The 20,025-nt window shown below is 59.3% G+C and carries 15 protein-coding genes and 1 pseudogene; 13 read left to right on the top strand and 3 right to left on the bottom strand.

The features are described from left to right. Positions 1–362: 362 nt before the first annotated feature. The 3 genes and pseudogenes from AC0KVQ_RS12030 to ytfE form a co-directional block, all read right to left on the bottom strand. The gene (locus AC0KVQ_RS12030) at positions 363–737 is read right to left on the bottom strand and encodes a CZB domain-containing protein (protein ID WP_473421418.1); all 375 of its coding nucleotides are present in this window, start codon (positions 735–737) and stop codon (positions 363–365) included. Positions 738–758: 21 nt separating this feature from the next. Continuing rightward, positions 759–1,046, bottom strand: a pseudogene (locus tag AC0KVQ_RS12025) (methyl-accepting chemotaxis protein); the annotation flags it as partial. Positions 1,047–1,497: 451 nt separating this feature from the next. Then, positions 1,498–2,175, bottom strand: coding sequence for an iron-sulfur cluster repair protein YtfE (gene ytfE, locus AC0KVQ_RS12020; protein ID WP_473421403.1), 678 nt, complete (start codon positions 2,173–2,175; stop codon positions 1,498–1,500). A gap of 155 nt (positions 2,176–2,330) precedes the next feature. Between ytfE and norR the strand changes: the two genes are divergently transcribed. From norR to AC0KVQ_RS11955, 13 genes are all read left to right on the top strand, one after another. Beyond that, the gene (gene norR / locus AC0KVQ_RS12015) at positions 2,331–3,875 is read left to right on the top strand and encodes a nitric oxide reductase transcriptional regulator NorR (RefSeq protein ID WP_473421402.1); all 1,545 of its coding nucleotides are present in this window, start codon (positions 2,331–2,333) and stop codon (positions 3,873–3,875) included. A 310-nt stretch (positions 3,876–4,185) separates the two neighbouring features. Continuing rightward, positions 4,186–5,442 carry an MFS transporter gene (locus AC0KVQ_RS12010; protein ID WP_473421401.1) on the top strand — a complete coding sequence of 419 codons (1,257 nt, stop codon included), beginning with the start codon at positions 4,186–4,188 and terminating at the stop codon, positions 5,440–5,442. 24 nt (positions 5,443–5,466) lie between these two features. Then, positions 5,467–6,852 carry a NarK family nitrate/nitrite MFS transporter gene (locus AC0KVQ_RS12005; protein WP_473421400.1) on the top strand — a complete coding sequence of 462 codons (1,386 nt, stop codon included), beginning with the start codon at positions 5,467–5,469 and terminating at the stop codon, positions 6,850–6,852. Positions 6,853–7,037: 185 nt separating this feature from the next. Further along, the gene (locus AC0KVQ_RS12000) at positions 7,038–10,760 is read left to right on the top strand and encodes a nitrate reductase subunit alpha (protein ID WP_473421399.1); all 3,723 of its coding nucleotides are present in this window, start codon (positions 7,038–7,040) and stop codon (positions 10,758–10,760) included. A 135-nt stretch (positions 10,761–10,895) separates the two neighbouring features. Beyond that, the gene (gene narH, locus AC0KVQ_RS11995) at positions 10,896–12,446 is read left to right on the top strand and encodes a nitrate reductase subunit beta (protein WP_473421398.1); all 1,551 of its coding nucleotides are present in this window, start codon (positions 10,896–10,898) and stop codon (positions 12,444–12,446) included. Beyond that, entirely contained in the window at positions 12,446–13,090 is a 645-nt protein-coding gene (gene narJ / locus AC0KVQ_RS11990; RefSeq protein ID WP_473421417.1) for a nitrate reductase molybdenum cofactor assembly chaperone, read from the top strand. The genes narH and narJ overlap by 1 nt, the downstream gene beginning before the upstream one ends. 23 nt (positions 13,091–13,113) lie before the next feature. Beyond that, positions 13,114–13,797 carry a respiratory nitrate reductase subunit gamma gene (gene narI, locus AC0KVQ_RS11985; protein ID WP_473421397.1) on the top strand — a complete coding sequence of 228 codons (684 nt, stop codon included), beginning with the start codon at positions 13,114–13,116 and terminating at the stop codon, positions 13,795–13,797. A 171-nt stretch (positions 13,798–13,968) separates the two neighbouring features. Then, positions 13,969–14,166 (top strand): DUF3079 domain-containing protein, encoded by a 198-nt coding sequence (locus AC0KVQ_RS11980; RefSeq protein ID WP_473421396.1) that lies wholly within the window; start codon positions 13,969–13,971, stop codon positions 14,164–14,166. A gap of 182 nt (positions 14,167–14,348) precedes the next feature. Then, the gene (locus tag AC0KVQ_RS11975) at positions 14,349–15,917 is read left to right on the top strand and encodes a diguanylate cyclase (RefSeq protein ID WP_473421395.1); all 1,569 of its coding nucleotides are present in this window, start codon (positions 14,349–14,351) and stop codon (positions 15,915–15,917) included. A 154-nt stretch (positions 15,918–16,071) separates the two neighbouring features. Next, entirely contained in the window at positions 16,072–16,347 is a 276-nt protein-coding gene (locus tag AC0KVQ_RS11970; protein WP_473421394.1) for a DUF2249 domain-containing protein, read from the top strand. Positions 16,348–16,357: 10 nt separating this feature from the next. Beyond that, complete coding sequence (gene moaA / locus AC0KVQ_RS11965; protein WP_473421393.1) at positions 16,358–17,341, top strand: GTP 3',8-cyclase MoaA; 984 nt, start codon at positions 16,358–16,360, stop codon at positions 17,339–17,341. A 39-nt stretch (positions 17,342–17,380) separates the two neighbouring features. Continuing rightward, complete coding sequence (locus AC0KVQ_RS11960; protein ID WP_473421392.1) at positions 17,381–19,306, top strand: type IV pili methyl-accepting chemotaxis transducer N-terminal domain-containing protein; 1,926 nt, start codon at positions 17,381–17,383, stop codon at positions 19,304–19,306. After that, a complete protein-coding gene (locus tag AC0KVQ_RS11955) occupies positions 19,306–19,971 on the top strand; it encodes a response regulator (RefSeq protein WP_473421391.1) in 666 nt (221 codons plus the stop codon). The genes AC0KVQ_RS11960 and AC0KVQ_RS11955 overlap by 1 nt, the downstream gene beginning before the upstream one ends. Positions 19,972–20,025 lie beyond the last annotated feature (54 nt).

Raw genomic sequence — 20,025 nt, 5'->3', positions numbered from 1 at the left:
TCCTTGGTATGGTCCGATCAGGACTGTTGGCAAAGATGCGGCAGCACTTGTGATGCGCCGCATACATTCATTGTGCAAAGCAATGATGCCACTGCAAGCCGGGAGCAAGCCAGTTATCGATTACCTCGATGAGCAAGGCGAACCATGCCGATCTTCATGGCGAAGCAACCGGGAACTTGTTCATGGTCTTGCCAAGTATTGCTGCAGACGCAGAACAAGTTCCGAGGTTATTTTGAATGTATGAATGGAGAACTATTGATCCGGCCCTGTGATGTTTGACTCGTCACCCCGGCGCAGACAGCGCAAGCCCTGGATTCGGTCTGCGCCGAAATGACAGCCCTTTAAAATTTCAATCGGCGTGGTCAATAAATTTCGAGCAGGCGCTGCATTTCGCCCATCACGGCCAGGTTGGCCTGTTCCATGGCGGCTATCGCCTGCAGGGTACCGGGCAGATCTGCCGCGCGGAAACGCTGCAATGCCTGCACGGCATGCTCGTGGACGGCGCGATGCGGCGTTTCCATGGCCCGGAAGGCCGGATTGGCCGAGAAGGAATGCCGGCCATCCTCGCTGTAATACCACTGTCCGAGACGACAGTCGGTAAATGCCGGCAATTGCGGCAAGCTGGTGATGCTGTCTCCCATGCAAACCTTGTAGACAGCCAGTTTCAATGCCAGCTCTTCCAGATTGGCCAGCTCGACGTTGGCAACCTGCGCCGCACGAATGATGGCAGATTCCATGTTTCTGGCCGTATCCAGCACATGCTGCATGGCAGCGGTGGCGTTGCGGCCATCCTGGCTGCAGTGCTGCGCGGCCTGCGCACCCTGCCCGATCAGATCGCGCACCTGACCGGTTTGATCCTGAATCTGGCCGACCAGGCCGGTGATCTCATTCGTGGCCTGCGCTGTGCGCTCTGCCAGCTTGCGTACTTCATCGGCGACCACGGCAAATCCGCGCCCGGCCTCGCCTGCACGGGCCGCTTCGATCGCGGCGTTCAGTGCCAGCAGGTTGGTTTGATCGGCAATTTCCTTGATGAGCTGGATAATGCCGCCGATACGGCTGGCCTGATCGTGCAAGGTGCTGACGCTATCGGAAGTCTTGTCCATGCGATCAAACAGGCTGCCCAGGTTGTCGCTCATTTTTGCCAGTGATTGCCCGCTGTGCGATGCCTCGGCCGCCATGTCGCAAGCTGCCAGCTTTTGCCTGTCCAGCGCTTGCGTCAGCCCGGAAAACGACTGCCCCAACCCATCGAGTGAATGACCAAAATTGGTCATGCTGGCGAACATGCCATGATGGTATTGCACCCGCGTCCGGCTTTCCTCCAGCTGGTGAGTCAATTCGGATTTTTCTGCTTCCAGTTGCTGCAATCGCGCCCGCAGTGCCGCATTTTCAGCCTGCAGCGTGTCTTTTTCATGGCGCACGCCCGCCAATTCTGATTTTTTTGCCAGTCCGAACATGGTGTTTCCAGAAAAATCCCCGGCGCAAGGCCGGGGAAAAGGGTTATCTGACCGCCGTTGCAGCCTGTTCCGCATTCAGGAACAGGACATTGTTTTCCAGATGGATATGCTGCATCAGGTCTTCGCGCAGCACATTCAGGCCGGCATAGAGCGCACGCCAGGTATTGCAGGCGTCGGTAGGCGGGGTGATGTCGTGGGTCAGCGCAACCAGCGTGGCCAGTGCATCGCCATGCTGATCATGCTCGAACCGCATCATCGACATCGGTGCCTGCGCCATGCGGTTGCTGCCGCGCAATAGCATGGGGAACAGGATCTGTTCTTCCTTCATCATGTGGCTGAGCAGTTCCTGATACATGGCTTCCAGATGGTCGGCCAGGCCGTTCGGGCAATCCGGGCGATCGCCATGCACCTGCTCCACGCGCCGCGCCAGACGGATCAGCTCCGGCACCTGTTCGCGGTGCCGCTCATGGAAACGTTCCAGAATATATTCGATCAATTCATCGGAAGGTGCGGTGCGCCAGTCGCGGTCTTGCGAGTCGACGTTTTGCAGCGGCTCCAGCTCGGCCAAGAGTGCCTGGATATCGACACCGCGTTTTTCCGCCGCTTCGCGCAGCGTCTTGTGGCCACCGCAGCAGAAGTCGAGCTTGTGGGCGTGGAAAACGCGGGTGGCGCCCGGCAAGGCACAGGCAAGTTGGCCGATGGGTTGTTCAAGCAGGCTCATGATGGCAATCCTTTGTTCGCAGTGGTTAACGCCCTGCATAACGCAAGTGCCGTGCCAGTTCTTAATGCATTGATTTTAAAATATTTATTTTATTTGTGGTATTTTATACCTTATTATTTTAGGGTATTAAATACCGTTATAGGGTTTTATTTACCATGATTGAAACCTTGTTGCTGGCCGATCTGGTCACTGAATTGCCGCGTGCCGTGCGCCTGCAACGGCTGGTCAGCGCGATCCGTACCCACTTCGGTTGTGGTGCTGTGGGACTTTTGAAAAACGAGGGCGACAGCCTCTGTCCGCTTGCCGTCGATGGCTTGGCGCGCGAAACACTCGGCCGCCGGTTCGTGGTGGCGCAGCACCCGCGTCTTTCCGCCATCCTGGCCAGCCGCGCCCCGGTACGCTTCCCGCCCGGCAGCACCCTGCCTGATCCCTACGATGGCTTGCTCGACCATCATCTGGGCGAGCCACTGCCGGTGCATGACTGCATGGGCATCAGTCTATCCCTGGATGGCAACCCCTGGGGCGCGCTCACGCTGGATGCGCTGAGCGACAGTGTCTTTGGTGAGGCCGCGCGCGATGATCTGTCCCGGCTCGCACTGGTGATCGAAACCGTGGTGCGGGTCACCCGGCTGGAGGAGGAAAACCGCAGCCTGCGCAGCGGCCGCGCCAGCCAGGAAACACTGGCCCTGACCCGGCCACTGGCCGGTGAGGTCGAGATCATCGGGCAAAGTCCGCAGTTGCTGGAGCTGCTGCACGAACTCGATATCGTCGCCGATTCGGAGCTGCCGGTACTGCTACTAGGCGAAACCGGCGTCGGCAAGGAATTGTTCGCACGCCGACTGCATCGCGCTTCGCGCCGTGCCGAGGGCCCTCTGGTACAGGTCAACTGCGCGGCCTTGCCGGAATCGCTGGCCGAGAGCGAATTGTTCGGCCACGTGAAAGGCGCGTTTTCCGGCGCGGTGGGCGAGCGCGCCGGCCGGATCGAAGCAGCCGATGGCGGCACGCTGTTTCTGGATGAAGTTGGCGAGTTGCCGCTCACCGTGCAAGCCAAACTGCTGCGCACCTTGCAGAATGGCGAAATCCAGCGACTGGGCGCGGACCAACCGCACAAGGTCAATGTACGCATCGTTGCCGCGACCAACCGCCAGCTGCATGATCGTGTGCGCGATGGCCATTTCCGTGCCGATCTCTATCATCGGCTTTCCGTCTACCCGGTACAGATTCCGCCGCTGCGCGAGCGCGGCAATGATGTACTGCTGCTGGCAGGCAGTTTTCTGGAAATGAACCGTACCCGGCTAGGCGTGCGCAGCCTGCGCCTGTCTCCGCAAGCGGAACTGGCACTGTGTGCCTATTCCTGGCCCGGCAATGTGCGCGAACTCGAACACGTGATCAGCCGCGCCGCGCTGCGCGCAGTCAGTCGTGGTGCGAACCGCACCGAGATCGTGACGCTGGAGCCGGAACATCTCGATCTCGACCTGCAACCCGCCGACCTGCCGCCCGAAGAGGTGCTCGGCTTGCCCGACCCAGTGACAACTTCAGGCAATCTGCCGCTCAAGACCGCGCTGGATGCCTACCAGCGCCAGTTGATCCGGCAGACGCTGGCGAATTGCGATGGCAACTGGGCCAGCGCGGCGCGGGCCTTGGAGCTCGACGCCAGCAACCTGCACAAACTCGCGCGCAGGCTTGGGATGAAAGACTGACTCCATCGGAACTCATGCCGTTCACTTAAGGGATATTTGGGCCGCTTACCCTCTCCCCAACCCTCTCCCGCGTGCGGGAGAGGGAGCAAAATCGGTGGATAGCCACACACTCCCCTCGCCCGCTTGTGGGAGAGAGGGTAAATAGCCACTTAAGTGAACGGCATTACTCCATCGGAACCTGTATTTTCGACGAATCGACAGGGTGACTAGTTCTTTTGGCTGAGTCGTACCCCCTGCCAAAGACGAATTTCCCCTTTGCATTTCAGGGTCTAGTCTTCAGGTGTCGCAGTACACCCGAGCGAGGCCTGCCATGTCTGCCCAGAAGAAGCATGCCGTATCCGTGCTGTTTGCCAGCACCTTTGCCTTCACCATCTGCTTTGCGGTGTGGATGGTGTTTGCCGTGCTCGGCATTCCCATCAAGCAGAAGCTCGGCCTGAACGAAACCGAATTCGGGCTGCTGGCCGCCATGCCGGTCTTGTCCGGCTCGCTGGTACGCGTACCGCTGGGTATCTGGACTGACCGCTACGGCGGTCGCATTGTTTTTCTCTGCCTGATGCTTGCCACTGTGATTCCGATCTGGCTGATCAGCTACGCCACCGAATTCTGGCATTTCCTTGTTCTTGGCCTGTTCCTGGGCTTGGCCGGCGGTTCGTTCTCGGTCGGCACGCCGTATGTGGCGCGCTGGTTCAGCCGCGATCGTCAGGGGCTGGCGATGGGCGTATTTGGTGCTGGCAATTCCGGTTCGGCGCTGACCAAGTTTGTCGCCCCCGTGATCATTGCCTATTGGGGGTGGCAGGCAGTGCCACAGGTCTATGCCGTGGCCATGCTCGCCACGGCTTTGCTTTTCTGGCTGTTTTCCGCCAGTGATCCCGCTCACCTGGTGAGCCGTCAGACCGGTTTCGCCGATCAACTCAAGCTTTTGAAAGACCCGCGCGTGCTGCGTTATTGCCAGTACTACTCGGTGGTGTTCGGCGGCTACGTGGCGCTCGCGCTGTGGATGACCAAGTATTACGTGAGCGAGTATGGCTTCACGATGCAGACCGCTGCACTGCTCGCAGCCTGTTTTTCATTGCCAGGCGGTGTGCTGCGCGCGCTGGGTGGCTGGATTTCCGACCATTACGGCGCCTACAAGGTGACCTGGTGGGTGATGTGGCTGTGCGGCGGCATCTTTTTCATCCTTTCCTATCCGCAGACCGATTTTGTGATCCAGACCGTCAGCGGCCCACAAGCCTTTCATATCGGGCTGACACCGGTGCCGTTCACCATTCTGCTGTTCGTGGCCGGCATCGCCATGGCGGTAGGCAAGGCATCCGTATTCAAGTTCATTTCCGATGAGTTCCCGGCCAATATCGGTGCGGTTTCCGGCGTGGTTGGTCTGGCTGGCGGGATGGGTGGCTTCATCCTGCCGATCATGTTCGGCGCGGCGGTCGATCTGACCGGTGTGCGATCGAGCTCTTTCATGCTGATGTTCGGCACGGTCTGCGTTTCGCTGATCTGCATGCATTTCAGCTTCCGTCCGGAAGCCGTGGCCGAAGGGCAACGCGCGCTGGCAACCAGTCATCACTGATTCTTGCAACAAGGAGTTTCCAACATGGCCACACACGTTCTGCACCGCTGGGAGCCGGAAAATGCCCAGTTCTGGGAAGAAACCGGCAAAGACACGGCACGGCGCAATCTGTGGATCTCGATTCCCTGCCTGATGCTTGGCTTCATTATCTCGGTGATGTGGAGCATGGTGACGCTGAATCTGCCCAATGCCGGCTTTGCCTTCAGCAAGGATCAGCTCTTCCTGCTGGCCGCCCTGCCCCATTTGTCCGGCGCGACCTTGCGCATTTTCTATTCATTCATGCCGTCGATTTTTGGCGGACGCAAATGGACCACGATCTCGACTGGCGTGCTGCTGATACCGGCACTCTGGCTGGGGTTCGCCGTCAAGGATCCGGCCACTTCCTACCCGACCATGCTGGCCATCGCGCTGTTGTGCGGGCTGGGTAGCGGCAATTTCGCCAGCTCGATGGCCAATATCGCCTTTTTCTTCCCGGCCGCGAAGAAGGGTGCTGCCAATGGCCTGAATGCCGGTTTTGGCAACCTTGGCGTGTCGATCGCACAGTTGCTGATCCCGATGGCCGTGACCATTCCAATTTTTGGTGGCCTGGGTGGTGATGCGCAGACTTACCTCAAGGATGGTGTACAGCAGAGCCTGTGGCTGCAAAATGCCGGTTTCATGTGGGTGCCACTGATCGCCATCGCAACGCTGGCAGCATGGTTTGGCATGAACGACATTGCGGATGCCAAGTCCTCGATCAGCGAGCAGGCCGTGATTTTCCGCCGCACCCACAACTGGATCATGTGCTACCTCTACATCGGCACCTTCGGCAGCTTTATCGGCTTTGCCGGTGCGTTTGCCCTGTTGACCAAAACGCTGTTTCCGCTGATTCCGATTGCCAAGTATGCCTTTCTCGGCCCCTTGATCGGCGCGCTGATCCGCCCCATCGGCGGTATGGTGTCTGATCGCATCGGCGGCGCCAGGGTTACGCTGCTGGTGTTCGTCGGCATGATCTGCGGCGTGCTCGGCGTGCTCTCTGCCCTGCCACAAGCAGACAGTGCCGGTAGTTGGCCGGTTTTCTTTGCCAGTTTCCTGGCGCTGTTTGCCTGTGCCGGCATTGGCAATGGCTCCACCTACAAGATGATCCCGACCATATTCATCACGCTGGCCGAACGCCGTGCCGCCGGACAAGGTGAAATCGCACAGCGCCAGGCCAAACTGGCCGGGGTGAAGGAATCGGCTGCGGCCGCAGGCTTCATCAGTGCGATCGGTGCCTATGGTGGCTACTTTATTCCGCAGAGTTTTGGGCTATCCATGAAAACTACCGGCGGTCCGGAAGTGGCGCTGTATTTCTTCCTGACCTTTTACGTGAGCTGCGTGCTGATTACCTGGTTTTTCTACAGCCGCAAAAACGCCCCCATGCCTTGTTAAGCGGCTGTGCCTTCGCATCTTGTGGTTGCGCGGTGCTCGAAATCCTCATGTACCTATAAGTACATTCCGGTTTCTGTGCTCCGGGCTCCCACAACCTGCTTTGGCTCGCTCGCTTAACGTGATTTGAACTGCGAAATTTGAACAACTGATTTTGTCGTAATGGCCGCACCGATGGAGAAGAGAATATGAGCCATTTTCTGGACCGATTGAAATTCCTGTCCCGCACCAAGGAAACCTTTTCCAATGGTCACGGCGCGGTCGTCGAAGAGGATCGCCAGTGGGAAAACGCCTACCGTAGCCGCTGGCAGCACGACAAGATCGTGCGCTCCACCCACGGCGTGAACTGCACCGGTTCCTGCTCATGGAAGATCTACGTAAAGAACGGGCTGATCACCTGGGAAACCCAGCAGACCGACTACCCGCGCACGCGCCCGGATCTGCCCAACCACGAACCGCGCGGCTGCCCGCGTGGCGCCTCGTATAGCTGGTACGTGTACTCGGCGCAGCGCGTGAAATACCCGCTGATCCGCGGCCGCCTGATGGAGATGTGGCGCGAGGCGCGCAAGACCATGGACCCGATCACCGCCTGGCAAAGCATCAGCCAGGACCCGGTCAAGGCCAAGCGCTACAAGAGCGTGCGCGGTCAGGGCGGTTTCGTGCGCGCGAGCTGGGACGAGGCGACCGAGATCATCGCCGCCGCCAATGCGTTCACGGTGAAGAATTTCGGCCCGGACCGAGTAATTGGTTTCTCGCCGATTCCGGCCATGAGCATGATCAGCTACGCCGCCGGCAGCCGTTATCTCTCCTTGATAGGCGGCGTGTGCATGAGCTTCTACGACTGGTACTGCGATCTGCCGCCGTCCAGCCCGCAGATCTGGGGTGAACAGACCGACGTGCCGGAAAGCGCCGACTGGTACAACTCGACCTACCTGATGGTATGGGGCTCGAACGTGCCGCAGACGCGCACGCCGGATGCCCACTTCTACACCGAAGTGCGCTACAAGGGCACCAAGACCGTCGCGATTTCGAGCGATTACGGTGAAATGGTCAAGTTCGGCGATATCTGGCTCGCGCCCAAGCAAGGTACCGACGCCGCGCTGGCGATGGCAATGGGCCACGTGATCCTCAAGGAATTCCACACCGCCGGGCAATCGGCCTATTTCAATTCGTATGTGAAGCAGTACACCGACATGCCGATGCTGGTGCTGCTCAGGCATCAGGCCGGCATGTATGTGCCCGATCATTTCCTGCGCGCCTCGCACCTCGCAGACAGCCTCAATGAAGCCAATAACCCCGAGTGGAAAACACTGCTGATCGACGAAAAAACCGGCCAGATTGTTGCGCCCAACGGCAGCATCGGCTTCCGCTGGGGCGAGACTGGCGAAAAGATCGGTCGCTGGAATCTGGAACAGAAAGACGGTAACTGCCTGCGCGAGATCGATGCGCAACTCTCGCTGATCAATGGCCGCGATGACGTGGTCGGTGTCGGCTTCCCGTACTTTGGCGGCCAGGATGCCGGCGACTTGCTGGTGCGCAACGTGCCGGTGAAAAAGATCCAGCTCGCGGACGGTTCCGAAGCACTGGTCGCCACCGTATTCGATCTGACCATGGCCAACTATGGCGTCGATCGCGGTCTGGGTGGTGGCCATGTTGCCAATGATTACAACCTCGACATCCCCTACACCCCGGCCTGGCAGGAGAAGCATACCGGCGTCAAACGCGATCTGGTGATCCAGGTGGCGCGCGAATTCGCCCAGAACGCGCACGACACGCAAGGCAAGAGCATGGTGATCGTTGGCGCGGCGCTGAACCACTGGTATCACATGGACATGACCTACCGCGGCATCATCAATATGCTGATGATGTGCGGCTGCGTCGGCCAATCCGGCGGCGGCTGGGCGCATTACGTGGGCCAGGAAAAGCTGCGTCCGCAGACCGGCTGGGTGCCGCTCGCGTTCGCCACCGACTGGGTACGCCCGCCGCGCCAGATGAATTCGACCAGCTTCTTCTACAACCACACCAGCCAGTGGCGCCACGAAAAGCTCTCGCTGAACGAAATCCTCGCGCCGACCGCCGACAGCGGCAAATATGGCCACCAGACGCTGCTCGATCTCAACGCCAAGTCCGAACGCATGGGCTGGCTGCCTTCCGCTCCGCAACTGGAAACCAACCCGCTCGACCTGACAGCCGCGGCCAGCGCGGCCGGTGCCGATCCGGTGAAGTTTGCAGTCGACGAGATCAAGGCCGGGCGACTCAAGTTCTCCTGTGACGATCCGGACAACCCGAAGAACTTCCCGCGCAATATGTTCGTCTGGCGCTCGAACATTCTCGGCAGCTCGGGCAAGGGGCACGAGTATTTCCTCAAGTACCTGCTCGGCACACAAAATGCCCTCTTCAGCGAAGAGGACGATTGCTTGCGCCCATCCGAAGTGAAATTCCGCGAAGAAGCGCCGGAGGGCAAGCTTGACTTGCTGACGGTGCTCGATTTCCGCATGTCGACCACCTGTCTCTACGGCGACGTGGTGCTGCCTTCCTCGACCTGGTACGAGAAGGACGACCTGAACACCTCTGACATGCACCCGTTCATCCATCCGCTGTCGGAAGCGGTGCAACCGCTGTGGCAATCGAAGAGCGACTGGGAAATCTACAAGGCCATCGCCAAGAAGTTCTCGGAACTCGCCGGCCCATACCTCGGTACGCAGAAAGACCTGGTGCTGACCCCGCTGTTGCACGACACCCCGGGCGAGCTGGGCCAGGCGTTCGAGCCGAAGGACTGGAAGCACGGCGAATGCGAGCCGATTCCGGGCAAGACCATGCCGAGCATCGCAGTGGTCGAACGCAATTACGGCGACGTCTACAAGAAGTTCACCTCGATCGGCCCGTTGCTCGACAAGCTCGGCAACGGCGGCAAGGGTATCGGCTGGAAGACCGGCGATGAAATCACCGAACTCGCGCACCTGAACAAGACCGTGCAGGCCGAGGGCGTGAGCCAGGGCCGGCCGAAGCTGGAAAGCGCGATCGATGCCGCCGAGATGATCCTGAGCCTCGCGCCGGAAACCAACGGCCATGTCGCGGTGAAAGCGTGGGAAGCGCTGGGCAAGATCACCGGGCGCGATCACACCCATCTGGCTGTGGGGCGCGAACACGACAAGATTCGGTTTAGAGATGTGCAGGCGCAGCCGCGCAAGATCATCTCGTCGCCGACCTGGTCGGGGCTCGAATCGGAGGAGGTCAGCTACAACGCCGGGTACACCAACGTGCATGAGCTGATTCCATGGCGCACGCTGACCGGCCGCCAGCAGTTCTACCAGGATCACCGCTGGATGCTCGATTTCGGCGAAGGCCTGTGCGTCTACAAGCCGGCGATCGACACCAAGACCGTCAGCCCGATGCTCGGCAACAAGCCCAACGGTAACACGGAGCTGGTGCTGAACTGGATTACCCCGCACCAGAAATGGGGCATCCATTCGACCTACTCCGACAACCTGCGCATGCTCACCTTGAGCCGCGGCGGCCCGCACGTCTGGGTATCCGAGGTCGAAGCCAAGCAAGCCGGCATCAAGGATAACGACTGGGTAGAGGTCTTCAACGTCAACGGCACGCTGACCGCGCGTGTGGTGGTGAGCCAGCGCGTGCCCAAGGGCATGTGCCTGATGTACCACGCGCAGGAAAAGATCGTGAACGTGCCCGGCGCGGAAACCAGCGGCAAGCGCGGCGGTATCCACAACAGCGTGACGCGCGCGGTGACCAAGCCCACGCACATGATCGGCGGCTATGCGCAGCTTTCCTATGGTTTCAACTATTACGGCACCGTCGGCAGCAACCGCGATGAATTCGTGATCGTGCGCAAGATGAATAAGGTGGATTGGCTGGAAGGGCCGCTCGTCGAAGCCGCCGGTGAGGAGTAAGGCGTGAGGAGTCAGGAGTAAAGACCTTCCCGCATCTGTAAACAGAAATGCGCCGGTGAAGAGTGAGTGTGGCTGGGGTTTACCCCTCTCGCCTAACCTCTCACTCCTCACCGCACGACGCAAGGAGTGCAATACATGAAAATCAGAGCCCAAGTGGCCATGGTGCTGAACCTGGACAAGTGCATCGGTTGCCACACCTGTTCGGTGACCTGCAAGAACGTCTGGACCAGCCGCGATGGCGTGGAATACGCCTGGTTCAACAACGTCGAGACCAAGCCCGGCATCGGTTTCCCCAAGGAATGGGAGAACCAGGAAAAATGGAAAGGCGGCTGGGTGCGCACGTCGGACGGCAAGCTCGAACCCAAGCAGGGCGGCAAGCTGAAGATTCTGAGCAACATCTTCGCCAACCCGAACATGCCCGAGATCGACGATTATTACGAGCCGTTCACCTACGACTACGAGCACCTGCAGAAGGCGCCTCTGTCGCAGACGCCGCCGACCGCGCGGCCCATCTCGGTGATCACCGGCAAGAAGATGCCCAAGATCGAGTGGGGCCCGAACTGGGAAGATGATCTGGGTGGCGAGTTTGATTCGCGCAGCCGCGACCAGCTCTTCAACGACATCCAGAAGGAAATGTACTCGACCTTCGAGAACACCTTCATGATGTACCTGCCGCGCCTGTGCGAGCACTGCCTGAACCCGACCTGCGTGGCGAGCTGCCCGTCGGGCTCGGTCTACAAGCGCGAGGACGACGGCATCGTGCTGGTCGATCAGGACAAGTGCCGCGGCTGGCGCATGTGCATCTCGGGCTGCCCGTACAAGAAGATCTACTTCAACTGGGAATCGGGCAAGGCCGAGAAGTGCACGTTCTGTTTCCCGCGTATCGAAGCGGGCCAGCCGACCGTGTGCTCGGAAACCTGCGTTGGCCGCATTCGCTATCTGGGCGTGATGCTGTACGACGCCGACCAGATCGAAGCCGCCGCCTCGGTCGAGAACACGCAGGATCTGTACGAAGAACAGCTCAAGCTGTTCCTCGATCCGAACGATCCCGCCATCCTGGAAGAAGCGCGCAAGCAGGGCATTCCGGAAAGCTGGCTCGATGCTGCGCAGAAATCGCCGGTGTGGAAGATGGCGATGGAATGGAAGGTCGCCTTCCCGCTGCACCCGGAATACCGCACGCTGCCGATGGTCTGGTATATCCCGCCGCTCTCGCCGATCCAGTCGCGCGCCGAAGCCGGGCAGCTCGGAATGAACGGCATCATTCCGGATACCAGCCAGCTGCGCATTCCGGTGAAGTACCTCGCCAACCTGCTCACCGCCGGCAAGGAAGCGCCGGTCGTCTCCGCACTCGACCGGATGCTGGCGATGCGCGCCTTCAAACGCGGCGAATCGGTGCATGGCAAGGGCGATGCGAAGGTGCTGGATCAGGTCGGACTCACTGCCGCGCAGGTCGAGGAAATGTACCAGATCATGGCGATTGCCAACTACGAGGACCGTTTCGTGATTCCGTCCAGCCACAAGGAAATGGTTGAAGACAGCTTCAACGAGAAAGGCAGTTGCGGTTTCACTTTCGGCAACGGCTGCTCGGGTGGAACCAGCGAAGGCTCGCTCTTTGGCAAGAAGTCGCAGGGCAGCACGATCTTTGTCGACATGCCCAAATCGCGCAAGCAGAAGGAGGAGCAATGATGTGGCCCGAACCGCAATTCTATCGTGCGCTTTCAGCACTGCTTTCCTACCCGGAACCGGGCCTGCTTGCCGCGCGCAACGAGATCGACGAAGCGCTCAGCGCCTGGCTGGCACTGCACCCGGATTTGCAAGCGCTGCGCCGTTTCATCGATGCGCACAGTCTGATCGAACTGCAGGAAAACTATGTCGCCACGTTCGACCGCAACCCGGCGCACTCGCTGCACCTCTTTGAGCATGTGCACGGCGAATCGCGCGATCGCGGGCAAGCCATGGTTGATCTGATGGAGGAATACCGCCGCCACGGCCTGGAACCGGGCAACGAAGAATTGCCTGACTACGTACCGCTGTTTCTGGAATTCCTGGGCGAGTTGCCGTCCGATCAGGCCAAGCAAATGCTGGGTGAAGCGATTCATGTGCTGGCGGCTATCGGCATGCGTCTGCACCGCAACGAAAGCCCGTATGCCGCGATCTTCCATGTACTGGTCGATCTGAGTGACGTGATGCCGTTGCCGCTGACCGAACCCCCGGTGCGCGATATGGATGAAGCGATGGAGATGTTTGGCCCGAGCCCGGATGGTGCCGAACCACTGCTGAAACCGGCCGTGCAGACGATCCAGTTCCATCCCGGCCGCCGGGCGGCCTGACCTACCCGGCAAAGGAGACCTCAATGACTTACTTGCACCAATTCCTGTTCGGGATTTATCCCTACATTGCGCTGACCGTGTTCCTGCTCGGCAGCCTGATCCGGTTCGAGCGCGAGCAATACACCTGGCGCAGCGAATCGACTCAGCTTCTGAAACGCGGCAATCTGCGCATCGGCAGCATCCTGTTTCACATCGGCATCATCAGCCTGTTTGCCACGCATATGGTCGGCCTGCTCACCCCGGTTGAGGTCTATCACAGCTTCGGCCTGACCACGGCAGCCAAGCAGATGATGGCAATTGTCGGCGGCTCGCTGCTGGGTGTGCTGTGCCTGATCGGCTTGCTGATTCTGTTGCACCGCCGCTTCTCCGAACCGCGCATCGCCGCCGTGACTTCATTTGGCGACAAGCTGGTAATGCTGTGGATTCTGGTCACGTTGTTGCTGGGGTTGATCAGTATCTTCACCTCGGTTGGCCATCTGGATGGGGGAGTGATGGTCCAGCTTGGTTATTGGGCGCAGCACATCGTCACCTTCAAGGGCGATGCAGCGAGCTTGATCGTCAATGTGCCGTGGATCTATAAGGCGCACATGTTCATGGGCATGACGCTGTTCGTGATCTTCCCGTTCAGCCGGCTGGTGCATGTCTGGAGCGGGTTTGGCAGTGCCAGTTATCTCAGCCGGGCATGGCAATTGGTGCGGCCACGCTAGGATATGTTTTGGAGACGATGCACAGCTTGCAAATACCGATAAACAGCGCGTTTCCTTCTGGCCGCCGGGATTCCGGCGGTTCTTTTATCACACGCACCCGTGACCTATTTACGCCGACAACGGCGTAAACATCAGGCATGCTTTTGCCTCCATTGATAGCAATTTTTGCACATGGCCAAAAAATTTCCCATCCATCCCAAGCACCCCGAGCGCATCTGCTGGGGCTGCGACAAGTACTGCCCGGCCGATAGCCTGCGCTGTGGCAATGGCTCGGATCGTACGCAACATCCGGTGGAAATGTTTGGTGATGACTGGTTTGAATGGAACCAGGATTTACAAACGGAAGACAATAAACCTGCCAGCGATTGACGCGTTTTCCGCTTTGAACAGGCCCTTGCAAATCACAACATGGACAAGCCTGCTGCATGGATTTACTCGCCCGGCCTGACGCCGGAAGAAATCTTTCTTAACCCAGCAAATTCAAGCATTCCCGCCCGATAAAAGTGCATCGTTTTCTTGCTAAAACAGTGCACCAAACACACAATTCGAGCATGGCTACCCACATCCCCACCATGTTTCTGATGATCATCGCCGCAGGTGCAACCCTGGCATTTTCCGTGGGGTGGGTGGCGCCTGCGAAAGATCATGAAGGTCTGCACACTTGGACCATGGCACTGGCAGTGCATACCTTGGCTTTTATCCTGTTTGCGCTACGGGGCAAAATTCCGGACCTTTTTTCGGTGCTGGCTGGCAATACTGTCCTTTCAATCAGCTATTCCCTTTTTCTTTCCGCCATCACCCAGTTCCAGCGACGTCGTGTCTCTTCCATGCTGCTCTGGATGCCGCCATTGATCGTTGTCCTGGCTTTCAGCTTTCTTATGTCTGATATCGCGGCCCGCATCATCGTAGGTGGCGTGATCTATGTGGCTCAAATCCTGATCGTATTGTTCAACCTGCTCAACCGCGAAAACGATGTCACGGGCAGGGGAAAACATTTGATGGTCTGCGGGCTCTTTATCATGATCGCGACACTGCTCATGCGCATTGTCACCACGCTTATCGCACCCGAGAATATTTCCAGCATCATGCGCGAAACACCGGTGCAATCACTGACCTTTCTGGCGACGTTCATCACTCTCATTCTGATTTCAAATGGCTTTGTCTTGATGACCAAGGAACGTACCGACGAGCGCATCCGGCTGATGGCGATGAAAGACAGGCTGACGGGTATCTGGAATCGCATTCGCCTGGAAGAGGCTGCCCAACTGGAAATAGCCATGCTGGAACGCTACGGCCATCCGGTATCGCTGATCATGGTGGATATCGATCACTTCAAGGAAATCAACGACCGATTCGGCCATACCATCGGCGACCAGATCCTGAAGGAGTTCTGTTCCGTGACACAGGGCTGTATCCGTACCACCGATCTTTTGGGGCGCTGGGGCGGCGAGGAATTTCTGATACTGCTGCCCAATAGTAGCTTTGCCAGTGCAGCCCAGTTGGCTGAACGTATGCGTTCTGCCGTTGAACAGCATGAGTTCACGGGTGGACACCGGATCACGGCCAGCTTTGGTTTTGCCGTGTGCCAATCAACCGACACCTGGGCTTCGTGGCTGGATCGCGCCGATAAAGCGCTGTACCGGGCCAAGACAGCGGGTCGCAACCGGGTTGAAACCGAATGCCTGCAACAGGAACCCGGCCAAACCACCCAGCCCGATACGCATCTGGTGCAGCTGGTCTGGCGCAAGGCCTACGAATCCGGCAATACGCAGATCGATGCGCAGCACCGCGCCCTGTTCGAGCATGCCAATACCCTACTGAAAGCAATTCTGGATAAACGGGCAAAGCCAGAAATCACGCAATTGATCGCAGTCCTGGTCACTGAAATCGATCAGCATTTCCGGGTTGAGGAGGCCATTTTCCAGCAGGCTGCCTATGCGGACAGCGAACACCACCGCGAGCTTCACGCCCATCTGGTACAACGCGCCAACCAGTTGGCCTACCGGTTCGATAAGGATCAGGCCGGCGTGGGCGAACTGTTCCACTTCCTCGCGTATGAGGTCGTCGCGCAGCATATGCTGATTGAGGATAGGAAGTTCTTTCCCTTGCTCGCCTACTGAAGCAGGTGTAACCGAACAGCCGGATTGATACGATGCCTCTGAGTGTGAAGTTTCATTGGATCGTACCCATAGTCCATCCGGACTAGTCCGGCAGACGGATTGGCAAGCGCATCTCCCCGCCACAGAATGAAGCATCCCACTGGCCGGAGTGATCATGAAAGACACCCTCATCGACGTGCGTACCCTGGAACCCTACGACCGTCACCCGGCCATCTTTCAGACCTTTGCCGTGCTGAAACGCGGTCAGGCACTGCAGATTCTCAACGATCACGATCCCAAGCCGCTGCACAGGCTGTTCGAGGCGGAACTGGCAGGCATCTACGCCTGGGAATACCTGGAAAGCGGCCCGCTCTGGCGCGTGCGCATCAGCAAGATTGCCGACAGCGACAAGATTGCCCGCGGGCGTGGTTGCGGTTGCGGTGCACATTGATCGGCCCACCATGCCTACCGAGCTGATCGACCCGTTCAATCGCCGCATCGATTACCTGCGCGTATCGGTTACCGACCGCTGCGATCTGCGCTGCACCTATTGCCTACCACAGGGTTTCAAGGATTTCGAGGAACCCGCACACTGGCTCAATCATGCCGAGATGACTCGCCTGATCGGTTTGTTCGTGCATCTGGGCGTGGGCAAAGTGCGGCTGACCGGAGGTGAACCACTGTTGCGGCGCGGACTGACCGACCTCGTGCAAGGTATTTCCGCCCTGCCCGGCCTCGCCGACCTGTCGCTATCCACCAATGGCACCCAGCTCGCGCGCCATGCCCGGGCACTCAAAAATGCCGGTGTACAGCGCCTGAATGTGAGTCTCGATAGCCTCAATCCCGATTGTTTTGCCCGCATCACCGGGCGTGATGGACTTGCCCAGGTGATCGAAGGGCTCGCTGCCGCCAAGGCTGCCGGTTTTGCCCCGATCAAGCTCAATATGGTGGTGCTGGCCGGTCAGAATCTCGACCAGATCGAACCGATGGCGGAATTCGCCTTGCGTGAAGGATTCGTGCTGCGCCTGATCGAGCCGATGCCGCTGGGCAGCACCGGCCAGCGCATGCCTGCCATCGACCTGACCCGGCTGGGTGACGGGCTCGCGATCCGGCATGGCCTGATTCCGCAACTGATGCCGCGCGGTGCCGGGCCGGCGCGTTACTGGGTCGATCCCTCCAGCGGCACCAGCATCGGCGTGATCACGCCCATGTCGCAGCATTTCTGCGAGAGTTGCAACCGGGTACGACTCACGGTGGATGGCACGCTGCTGCTATGCCTGGGGCAGGAAGAACGCGTCGAACTGGGCTCGTTGCTGCGTGCCGGTGCCAGCGATGAAGAGCTGATCACGGCCATCCGGGACGGCATTGCCAGCAAACCGGAACGCCACGAATTTCGCGAGGCACCGCAAAAGATCGTGCGCTTCATGGCGCAAACCGGCGGTTAGTCCGATACTGCACTGGATTCCCACAAAAGCGTGTTTCCCATGGATGCAGAATTTCCGGATATCCCGGCACACCAGCGCCTTTCTACCCGCATTGTTGCCGCATTGCTGATCGCGCTCGCCGTGGTGCTGACCATGGTGGGTGGCACGCTCTGGCTTTCCTGGCAACTGGAAGGTGGCGCTGCCGCCATCAACGATGCCGGCAGCCTGCGCATGCGCACCTACAAGCTGGCGCTGGCACTGGAATCCATCCCGTCATCCGGGCCCGCCATTGCGCTCGAAGACATGCGCAAGATGGATGTCACCCTGCAGGAGCTGCAGCGCGGCGATCCGGCACGGCCCCTGTTTTTGCCCAACGACAACGTCATACGCAGCCAGCATCAGCAGGTGATGAGCAACTGGCAGCACCTGCATGCCCACGCGCAGTCCGCTCTTTCTGGCAATCGCACTGCCAGCGGCCTGTTTCGCCAGCAAGCCGATGGGTTTGTGGCGGAAATCAACGATCTGGTTTTGCTGATCGAGCGCGACAATGCACGCAAGACGGCGTGGCTGCGTTTTTCGCAGGCCACCCTGATCGCTATCGCCATTGCCGGTACGGTCGCGATGATTTTCCTGCTCTACCTCTGGATCATCCGGCCAGTATTGCGCCTGCGCAACGGGATCGAGCGCATGGCCGCGCGCGAATTCGATGTACGCCTGCCAGTGGAAACGCGCGACGAATTCGGCGTGCTGACCGAAGGCTTCAATACCATGGCGGCCGAGCTTTCCAGTCTGTATCACGGCCTGGAAGCGCGCGTGCACGAAAAAACCGCACGGCTGGCAGCGCAGAATCGCGAGCTTTCCGCCCTGTACGAAATGACCGCTTTCCTGAGCATTCCCGCCACGGCCGAAAAACTGTGCCAGGGCTTTCTGACCCGGTTGATGCAATGGTTTGATACCGGCGGCTGCAGCGTTCGCGTGGCCGATCCCGGCACCGAACAGATCCGCGTCGTGGTATCGAGCGGTTTGCCAGGAGAACTGGTTCAGTCCGAACAATGCATGAAAGCTCACGAATGCCTGTGCGGGCAGGCCATGAAGGATGGCGTAATGGAAATTCGCGATTTTCGCCATCTGCCCGCCGGCGAGGTCATGCGCTGTGCGGCCGCCGGTTTTCGCGGCATCAGCGTGTTTCCGGTGGCGGCCCCACAAGGCGCATTGGGCACTTTCGCGCTGCATTTCAAGCAGGAGCGCATCCTGTCGCCGACGGAAGTGCAACTGCTGGAAACGCTGGGCCAGCATCTTGGGCTGGCGCTGGAAAACATCCAGCTTGGCGCCAAGGAGCGGCAACTGGCCATTCTGGAAGAGCGCAATCTGGTGGCGCAGGGGCTGCACGACAGCATTGCCCAGAGTCTGAATTTTCTGAATCTGCAGGTACAGATGCTCGAAGGCGCGCTTGACCGGGAAAGCCTCGCCAACGCGCGCCAGATCGTTCCGCTGCTGCACGCGGGCGTGGAGGAAAGCTACAACGATGTGCGCGAGCTGCTGTTGAATTTCCGCAGCAAGCTGGAATCCGGCCAGCTCGAACAAACCTTGCAGCAGACCCTGGCAAGATTCAAGCAGCAAACCGGCATTGAAACCCGGCTGCAGCAAACCGGCAACGGCACGCCGCTGTTACCCGAACAGCAACTGCAAGTATTGTTTATCGCGCAGGAAGCGCTCTCCAACATCCGCAAGCATGCCCAGGCCAGTGCGGTCTCGGTCCAGATCGACAACGACACGGATTACCGGCTCGAGATCGCCGACAATGGCCGGGGTTTTGACCTCGACCGGCTGGACAAGCAAAATGAAAGGCATGTCGGCTTGTCGATCATGCAGGAACGGGCGGCCCGCCTCAATGGCCGGCTAAGCATTGAAAGCCAGCCAGGAGCTGGCACCCGCATCCGCCTGCATATCGCGCGCATCAAGCCCGAATCTGCCAAGGACAACTGATGAACACCCAACCGATTCGTGTGTTGCTGGTCGATGACCATACCCTTTTTCGCTCCGGCATCCGCCTGTTGCTGCAGGCGCAGCCCGACTTTGAAATCGTCGGCGAAGCTGCGGATGGTCTCGATGCGGTCAAGCGCGCACGGCAGTTGCAGCCTGATGTCGTGCTGCTCGACCTGAACCTGCCGGGTTTGTCTGGCCTGGAAGCGTTGCCCCTGATTGGCGAAGATGCCCCGAACAGCGCAGTCCTGGTGCTGACGGTTTCCGAAGAGGCCCAAGAGCTGGTTGCCGCACTGCAAGCCGGTGCGCGCGGCTATCTGCTGAAGAATATCGATGCCGACGTACTGACATCGTCGATACGCAAGGCCGCACGCGGAGAAGATGTCATCGCGGAAGCAATGACCGCCAAGCTGGTCGCCCAGGTGCGCAACCGCACAGCGCCCCCTGCGGCCACCAGCAATGGTGAGCGCGAAAAACTCACGCCGCGCGAGCGCGAGATCCTGCAGTCACTGGCACGTGGCGAAAGCAACAAGGAAATCGCCCGGCGCTTCGATCTGGCCGAGAGCACGGTGAAAATCCATGTGCAGAATATCCTGAAGAAATTGCACCTCAACAGCCGTGTCCAGGCGGCCGTTTTTGCTGTCGAGCATGGCTGGGTCGAAGAGTGACGGCAGCAATCCGGCGTGCTATTTCCAGCCCGGTGCTAAAATACAAGCAACGTC

The organism is Formivibrio sp. oc-25, assembly GCF_055810895.1.
This window is presented reverse-complemented; position numbering and strand designations above follow the sequence as displayed.